Source organism: Okeania sp. SIO2B3, from assembly GCF_010672525.1.
GTDB lineage: Bacteria > Cyanobacteriota > Cyanobacteriia > Cyanobacteriales > Microcoleaceae > Okeania.
Genome location: NZ_JAAHGH010000179.1, coordinates 1 through 8,226, shown reverse-complemented (window position 1 = coordinate 8,226; position 8,226 = coordinate 1). Strand labels below are relative to the sequence as shown.

Annotated in this window: 5 protein-coding genes; all 5 read right to left on the bottom strand. The window is 37.5% G+C overall.

Annotated features, from left to right (window positions below):
- Window positions 1-144: 144 nt before the first annotated feature.
- The 5 genes from F6K15_RS36790 to F6K15_RS36770 all read right to left on the bottom strand — a co-directional run bounded on the left by F6K15_RS36790 (window position 145) and on the right by F6K15_RS36770 (window position 7,962).
- Window positions 145-951 carry a peptidoglycan-binding protein gene (locus tag F6K15_RS36790; protein WP_293070920.1) on the bottom strand — a complete coding sequence of 269 codons (807 nt, stop codon included), beginning with the start codon at window positions 949-951 and terminating at the stop codon, window positions 145-147.
- Window positions 952-1,818: 867 nt separating this feature from the next.
- Window positions 1,819-3,357: a carboxypeptidase M32 gene (locus F6K15_RS36785; RefSeq protein WP_293070918.1), complete on the bottom strand. Its 1,539-nt coding sequence runs from the start codon at window positions 3,355-3,357 to the stop codon at window positions 1,819-1,821.
- A 593-nt stretch (window positions 3,358-3,950) separates the two neighbouring features.
- Window positions 3,951-4,163 carry a hypothetical protein gene (locus F6K15_RS36780; protein ID WP_293070917.1) on the bottom strand — a complete coding sequence of 71 codons (213 nt, stop codon included), beginning with the start codon at window positions 4,161-4,163 and terminating at the stop codon, window positions 3,951-3,953.
- Window positions 4,164-4,237: 74 nt separating this feature from the next.
- Window positions 4,238-6,352, bottom strand: a complete 2,115-nt coding sequence (locus tag F6K15_RS36775; protein ID WP_293070915.1) for a tetratricopeptide repeat protein — start codon at window positions 6,350-6,352, stop codon at window positions 4,238-4,240.
- A 293-nt stretch (window positions 6,353-6,645) separates the two neighbouring features.
- A complete protein-coding gene (locus F6K15_RS36770) occupies window positions 6,646-7,962 on the bottom strand; it encodes an AAA family ATPase (protein WP_293070913.1) in 1,317 nt (438 codons plus the stop codon).
- Window positions 7,963-8,226 lie beyond the last annotated feature (264 nt).

Here is an 8,226-nt window from a genome sequence, read left to right as displayed (position 1 = left end):
CTCTGAAAGAGGCAATAGAGCGAACGCGCAGGCGTGAGAACCATCTCTGGACTAGATGCCGTAAGGTGTTTAGTTTAAGTGGACTCATTGAACCAAGAATCCTGGTTTCAGGAGAATCCCCGTGCGTTTACGCCGGGGAGTATGTCAATTCTGGCTGAAAGCTTCCCAAGTCTTTCTATCTACTATCCCATTAACCTTAATTCCCTTATATTTTTGAAATGCTTTAACTGCTCCTGTGGTTTTTTTGCCAAAGACCCCATCAATTGGACCTGGATTAAAACCCATTGTTTCTAGACGCATTTGTAAAGTTTTAACTTTAGACCCCTTGTCTCCTTTTGCTAATATCTTTTCTATTTGGATGGGTGAGTTCTGCTTTGAGATTGATGGTTTTTCTCTTTGAGTTGGTGGACGAGAGGCAAATGAAGGTTTAGCCAGAGCTGTCCAAGTAGCTTCATTAACTATACCTGTTACACTTAAGCCTACAGACTTTTGAAAAGCTTTTACTGCTTCTGTGGTGCGAGAACCAAACACACTATCTACAGCTCCAGGGTCAAAACCTCTAGCTTGCAAACGTCTTTGTACTGCCCATACTTCTGCGCCTCGAGAACCCTGTGATATATTCTTTGGATTATTCTGTTTTTGAGTTACACCGGAATAGAATGGTTTGGAGAATAGTTCACGTTGAGCAGGTTTACCTAAATATCTGATATTTCCACCAATAAAGGGTATCCGAAAGTTGTGATTTTTCTGTCTTTGCCACAGTTGAATTTTGTTAGTATCTTTTTCTCCAGCAGTGGAAGTCTCTAAATTAGACTTGCGAGTTAAATCTTCTTCTTTTTCTGTTACTAAAGATTCTGTAGATTCTGTTTTGTTGGAGGCAACAGCTTTGACTTGAGTAAAAGTAAACAGGGCTACTAAACTTAATAGAGTAGTAATAGTAGGGATACGCATAATAATATTGTTGTGATGATTACTTAGTTTTGGTTTGAAAATCCTGGATCTCTCTTTAATAACTTTGCTGATATTTGCAGTTCTAGTTTTAGCTGAAATTGAGCGGGACTAAAAATTTAATCATCTGTATAATTAATATTAACATCTTTGTAGGAAGAAGGAAGAGGGAAGAGGGAAGAGGGAAGAGGGAAGAAGGCATTTAGTTACAACAGATGCGGTCTAATAAAAAGAACAGATATTAACAATTAAACATTCCCAGCGCCGACATCTTATCCGGGACGGGTGTACCTAACCGAAAAATTTGAGTAGTTAAGCCTCCTCTTTTAAGAGGATAAAAAGCGGTCGTTTGCTTCGCAACGCTGACGCGAAACGCGACAGCGGAACAGAGTTCTCTCTTCGCAGCTTCCCGTAGGGTGGGATGGCGAGGAGACCTCGCCATATCTAATCTACCAAGAGAAAAGAAGATTCCGTATTTTCTTGCCTCCTTATTCCAGAGGTACTGATAACTGATAACTGATAACTGATAACTGATAACTGATAACTGATAACTGAAATGACCTATGATGGAATCAGCTATATCTACCAGAGAAGGAAAAACCTGGCGTTTTCTGAGTTTTAAGCTGTAGAAAGAAGAGGGAAAAAGACATTTAGTTATCTACCAGAGAAGGAAAAATCTGACGTTCTTCCATCTTCCATCTTCCTTCTGCTATAGATTCGGGTGTATCTAAATATTTACAAAAATACTTTTTTCCTATTCCCTATTCCCTGTTCCCTGTTCCCTAAAAGCGATAAATTTTTTGCTTTCTTCAAAACTGAGATGCACCCAATAATTTTAACTTCAATTCCTTATTTGAAATTGGCTTTCCCTCAAGCAACAAGAGCTAATTTAACAGAATATATATCACTATACTTATTGTGAATGTAACGAATAAAAGGGTCAATACTTAAAGATTGACCTGTTACTCTATCAATTAGTTCATTAGCAGTATATTTGCGACCATGTTGATAAATATTATGCTTTAACCATTGATGCAAAAGAGTAAAATTACCTTGTTCAATAGCAACAGTAATTTCGGGATTAGACTTCACTGCAGTTTCATAAATTTGAGCAGCAATTAAATTACCTAAAGTATAGCCTTGGAACATTCCCCCAATCATTTCACCATACCAATGCACATCTTGCATTACTCCCTCACTATCATTCGTGGGAACTATCCCTAAATCTTTTTTATAGCGTTCGTTCCAGGCTTCGGGAAGGTCACAAACAGCTAACTTCCCTTCTAACATGGCCAACTCTAAATCGAATCGAATCATTACATGGAGATTGTAGGTTACTTCGTCAGCATCAGTACGAATGGGTGACTTAACAACCTTATTCACAGCCTGATAAAATTCAGAAACAGAAATACAACTCAGTTGTTTCAGAAAAATACCCTGTAGTTGGGGATAAAAACATTCCCAAAAGCCTCGACTACGTCCTACCATATTCTCCCATAATCGGGATTGACTTTCATGGATACCGCTTGAGGTTCCTTCTGCAAGGGGCGTTCCCTCTAATTCCAGAGCAATACCTTGTTCATAGAGAGCATGACCTACTTCGTGGACTGTACTAAATAGAGCTTCGGTACAGTTATTTTCATACACGCGAGTGGTAATACGAACATCGCCAATGGAAAAGCTAGAAGTAAAGGGGTGGGGGGTTTCGTCTTGTCTACCTCTTTGAAAGTCGAACCCAATACGTTCTATAACAGTACGTCCAAATTTGAGTTGTTGTTCTTTTGGGTAATATTGGTGGAGGTACAAATCATCAACAGGTGGGCCGGAGGTAATGGCTTCAACTATGGGTAATAATTTTTGGCGTAGTTCGCGAAAGAGAGGGCGAAGTATGGAGACTGTTATGCCTTCGTCTACAAAGTCAATGAGAGGATCGGCGATATGTTTGTGGGGGAAAAAGTAGGCTAGTTCTCGACTTAGGTCTAATGTTTTTTCTAAATATGGTTGTACTAGGGAAAAGTTTTTGAGAGATTTGGCTTTGACCCATGCTTCGTAGGCGGTAGCTTGATGTTGGCAAAATTTGGCCATGAATTCTGAAGGGACTCGGATGGCGCGCTCGTAGTCTCGGCGAGTAACACGGATCAAGCTAGCTTCGGTGGAGTCGTAGGGGAGGCTTTGTTCGTAAGGGCGGAGGTCTTCGAGGAGTTGACCTATGGATGGGTTGGTAAATTTTTCATGGGCAAGTTCTTTGAGGGTGGCTATTTGTCGTCCTCTGGCAGAAGTTCCTCCGGCGGGCATATAGGTGGTTTGGTCCCAGTTTAGTACGGAGGCGGCGTCTTCTAGGTCTCGTATTTGGATGAGACTGTTTTTGAGTTCTAGATATTTTGGTTCACAAGGACTGAGGGTTGACATAATGACTAGATGATGTTATTAATTTAACGCTTATTTAATCTTTTTGCTTATTTGGTGGGGTATTATATTTAGTCAATAATAAGGAGTATCGTAGTTAATTCTACTTAAGTATATGCAAATTTTGGCTATTGTTCTATGTTTGATATAGTGAGGCTGTGAGTTTTATAGTGCTAGGCGCTAGGGAACAGGGATTAAAGAAGTCAGAAGTCAAAAGTCAGAAGTCAGAAGTTAACCCACCCCCGCCCCTCCCAGGCAGGGTCTATTTATTGTCACGCCTAGAAAAAAGGAAGAGGGGGGAGAGGGGGGAGAGGGGGAAGAGGGGGAAGCACAGGAACTCAAAAAAATATAAATATAGGGTTGTAAATATTCTCCCTACGACAAAGAATTAGCCCAGGGGAGATGGGGAGATTTGTATATTTGCACAATTAAATGTATTTCTGATGAATATTCTCCCTACGACAATGAATTAGCCCTGCCCCTCCCAGGAGGGGAAGTAGGGTACTTGAGCAACTCTCCAGAAATATTTCGCCTTAAAAGGCGGGGTGGCACGACCCATATTATTTTGATCAAATAGAAATTTAGTCTGAGAAAGGCTATCTCTGAGAAGGAAAGGAGAGAGAAATATTATTTTTTCTTGATAAGTTTGGGGTGAATTTTTTGTGTGGCGATCGCTTGTTATTTATTTTACGAGTTTGAAAATATTCAAAATTGAATAATCCCATCATACAGCGGTTTTTATTTGGATAGACAACAGTAGGGGCGAATGGCATTCGCCCTACAGGGTTTTGGTTGTGACGTGAGGTCATTTCAGTTAGCCTCCTCCGGAGGAACTTCGTTAACAGTTATCAGTTATCAGTACCTCTTTTTCTTCCTTGCTTCTTTATTCTTCAACTATCTGAGAAAGTAAGGTTTTTATCTGAGGATTTTCTAATAATTTTTCTGCATCTGCTAATAGTTTATCGCCCCAAAGTTCTTTTTTGAGCCGTTGCAAGTTTCCCCAATTTTTGTCTAATTTTAATGCTTTTTCTGCCATTGTTAAACCTGCTGAAATTTCACCTTTTTTGTATAGTGCTACTCCTATTGCTAATTGAGGTTCTAAATCTTGGTTATTTATTTTAATGGCAGCTTCCCAATTTTTTATAGCTTCATCTATCTTTCCCATTTCATATTTAACTAAGCCAAGGTTAATAATAGAGTTTGTAGAGTCTGGTTTAATTTCTAGAGACTTTTCATAAGCAACTATTGCTTGTTGATACAATTTTAATCGTAAAAAGATATTACCTTTACCATACCAAGCATAATGAGAGTCTGGTTTAATTTCTAGAGCTTTTTCATAAGCTGCAATTGACTGTTCATATCTTTCTAATTTTCTCAGTGCAATGCCTTTATTCTCCCAAGCATAATGATAATCTGGTTTAATTTCTAGAGCTTTTTCATAAGCAGCTATTGCCTGTTCATATCTTTCTAGTTTTCTTAGTGCATCGCCTTTATGATTCCAAGCATAATGATAATCTGGTTTAATTTCTAGAGCTTTTTCATAAGCAGCAACTGCCTGTTCATATCTTTCTAATTTTTCTAATGCAATGCCTCTAAATAACCAAGCAGAATAATAGTCTGGTTTAATTTCTAGAGCTTTTTCAGAAGCAGCAACTGCCTCTTCATATCTTTCTAATTTTTCTAATGTAATCCTTTTAAAAAACCAAGTATGATAATCTGGTTTGATTTCTAGAGCTTTTTCATAAGCTGCTAGTGCCTCCTCATATCTTTCTAAATTTCTCAGTGCAATGCCTTTATTTGTCCAAGCTTCATGAAAGTCTGGTTTGATTTCTAGAGCTTTTTCATAAGCAGCCAGTGCCTGTTCATATCTTTCTAATTTTCCCAGTGCAATGCCTTTACTTCTCCAAGCATAATAATAATCTGGTTTAATTTCTAGAGCTTTTTCATAAGCAGCCAGTGCCTGTTCATATCTTTCTAAATCAAGCATTACAGCGCCTTTATTATGCCAAGCATAATGATAGTCTGGTTTAATTTCTAGAGCTTTTTCAATAGCTGCTAGTCCTTGTTCGTATCTTTTTAAATTTCTTAGTGCATCACCTTTGCTTCTCCAAGCTTCATAATAGTATGGTTTGATTTCTAGGGCTTTTTCATCAGCAGCCAGTACCTGTTCATATCTTTCTAATTCTTTCGGTGCAATGTCCTTATTATTCCAAATTTCATAACTATTAGCTTGAATTGTTAGTGCTTCATCACAAGCTGATATTGCTTCTTCATTTTGCTTCAACTTTATATCAAAAAAAGCCTTCCTAACTAACAAACTAGCTTTTTGTTCAGCAGGAAGTCTTTCGTCATCAAGCAAACTTTTAATTCTGAACCATACATACTTACACTCTTGCCAGGTAAACTCTCTATAATCATTTAATTCTTTTGCACAAACATCTAAAGATTCCTGTCGTAAATATTCCTCATTCATAGGAAAAAGAAATAACCCAGAACGCCAATCAAAAAAATCTGGGGCACGTTTAATCAAGTAATCTAAAGCAAACCTTGGTAACAGAAACACAAAGCAAATATCAAAATCATCCCTAAATCTTTCTCGCTGCTGATTCAAATTAATCAAAACAGGAGGTACTCCCCTTCTACTAATAGAAATAATCTCATTATTATCCAAACCCCTTTCCTTCATCTCCTCCTCATATTGATAGAGAGAATATTCCAAACCAGTCACAAACAAAACATCAATCTCTGCTAAATTTGGCAAATCTTTTACCAGACTATAAAAATTATAAGTAGTCTTATCCAAACGCAAAACTTCTACCCTTTCTTGAGGAATATCCTGCCGAATTTTTTCAATAATTTCCGTTCCCTGTGGAGGCGAACATTCTACAAACAATAAACCAAAACCTTCAATAAACCTAACAACATTCAATAGGTCTTGATATTCCTCTGCAAAAGTTGACTGTATATCTTCTTCCCAAACAACTTTTTCTCCCTTCATTCCAACAACTCCTTATATTAATTTTCATTAACATAAAATATAGAAATTTTCGCTTCAAGGCAGAAGGCAGAAGTTTTGTAATCTACTTTTGTAAAAACCGCTATAAATTCCATAAATCCTGTTATGAAAAATTCTCTGGTGGATAAAAATTTATGATCCCCCTAAATACCTCTTGAAAAGGGTGACTTTGAAACTTCTCCCCTTATGAAGCAGTTCCCCTTTTTTAAGCAGTTCCCCCCTTATTAAGGGGGGTTAGGGGGGATATAAATCTGACTCCTGACTTCTTTAAAGCTTCATTCCAACAACTCCTTAAATTCACGAACACCTTTAATCAAAGGATGAACATCATACCAAGTTTGCTTTTCTCCCTCCTCATCCAAGAAAGTATATTCCAGCAAACAACGATTAAACAATAAATCCCGGTGTTGCTGATTATTCAATATACTTTTAGAGCGAAAAACATCAACTAATATTTGCCATTCTTCCTGTTGAACCGATCTTTTATAAGGAAGTCTTGCTTCCGTAATAGCTCTTTGTACCACCTTGGCAGAAATCGGTAATTTACCTCCCGCACGTTTAATTACACTTTGCATTAATAACATTAAATCCCGGACATGACCGCCGCTCATTAAACAAAGTCTATCTAAAACTTCTCGACTTTCAAATACATCCGTTTCTAAACATAAATCTGGATTAACTTCACTAACTCGTCTATCAATAATTTCCCTAATTGTAGCAACTCCCAAATCGTAAACCTCCCCCTCCATAGTCTCCACCATAATCATCGGTAAAACCTGTGGATCGTCATATTCAACTTTGAGATTAGGCGCCTGATTAGAATAGACCATTGAAATAGGAATTGTATAAATTGTATGACAATCCAATCCCTTCAATTGAGCGCTGCGGTCTACAAAAATTTCATCATGATTGCTACGTCCGTCCGGCTGTACAATTGGTACAATTCGGTCTAAACTATCAGCAATTATTACCAACTCAGAATCAGAACCAAGCTTATTTTTACCATCACGAATAAAACTATTCAGAGCCTCAATTAAACTCTCAGTATAAGGATTAATTTTATCTCTAATTTTTCTCCTTAAAGTCGGTTCAGCTCTAATATTTGCCGTAAGTTTAGCGTACTGATTAATTTGTGATTCAACCGCCAAACTTTCCAAAGAAATTTCCGTAGTTGCCAAATCTTTTAAATCTCCCCACCGCCCCTTTAACCAATCAAGTAGAGGCTTAGGATTAGCATCTTTCAAATGTTCTAATAAATGCCTAGTACAAGCCAACAAAATATCAGCATATTCCGTATCTTCAGGATTAATATCCTGTTCATCAGCAGCGAAATAAACAATAAAATATCCGTTATTTTCCAGGTGTTCTTTCAATCGTAAAAGTTCCGTTGATTTACCCGCACCTCGATGTCCGGCATAAAGTTGATAAGTATTATTATCAGATAATTTAATATGTTCAGCTAAATCTTTAATAATATCCCCATCCCCACGAACTTCCCGACAATCAACATATACAGGACTACCAGGTTTCAAAGGTTCAAAAGGCTTAAAAGCATTAAATAATCTTTTTAATAAATCTCCCTGTTTTAGCATCTGTTAAAAATCTCCTTAAATTAGTAGAAGGAAGAAGGAAGAGAGAAGAAGGAAGAGGGAAAAATCTTATACCAATTCACTTTAAAGATGTCACAAATATTTCAAACTTTAAATGTTAAATAATTGGTAGTGCGTTAAGGAAGTGTGGGGAGGGTGGGAAGACGCTCGAAAGTAGGAAGAATAATTGTACCTGTATCTTTTTGGGCAGTGTCTCTCACCCGTCCTAACTTTTTAGTCGCTCAAGCTGAACAATTTGCACTTTTT

Excerpts from the sequence above, each read along its gene's own strand:
- F6K15_RS36790 (WP_293070920.1), bottom strand. The coding sequence starts at position 951 with ATGCGTATCCCTACTATTACTACTCTATTAAGTTTAGTAGCCCTGTTT.
- F6K15_RS36775 (WP_293070915.1), bottom strand. The coding sequence starts at position 6,352 with ATGAAGGGAGAAAAAGTTGTTTGGGAAGAAGATATACAGTCAACTTTT.
- F6K15_RS36780 (WP_293070917.1), bottom strand. The coding sequence starts at position 4,163 with ATGACCTCACGTCACAACCAAAACCCTGTAGGGCGAATGCCATTCGCC.
- F6K15_RS36770 (WP_293070913.1), bottom strand. The coding sequence starts at position 7,962 with ATGCTAAAACAGGGAGATTTATTAAAAAGATTATTTAATGCTTTTAAG.
- F6K15_RS36785 (WP_293070918.1), bottom strand. The coding sequence starts at position 3,357 with ATGTCAACCCTCAGTCCTTGTGAACCAAAATATCTAGAACTCAAAAAC.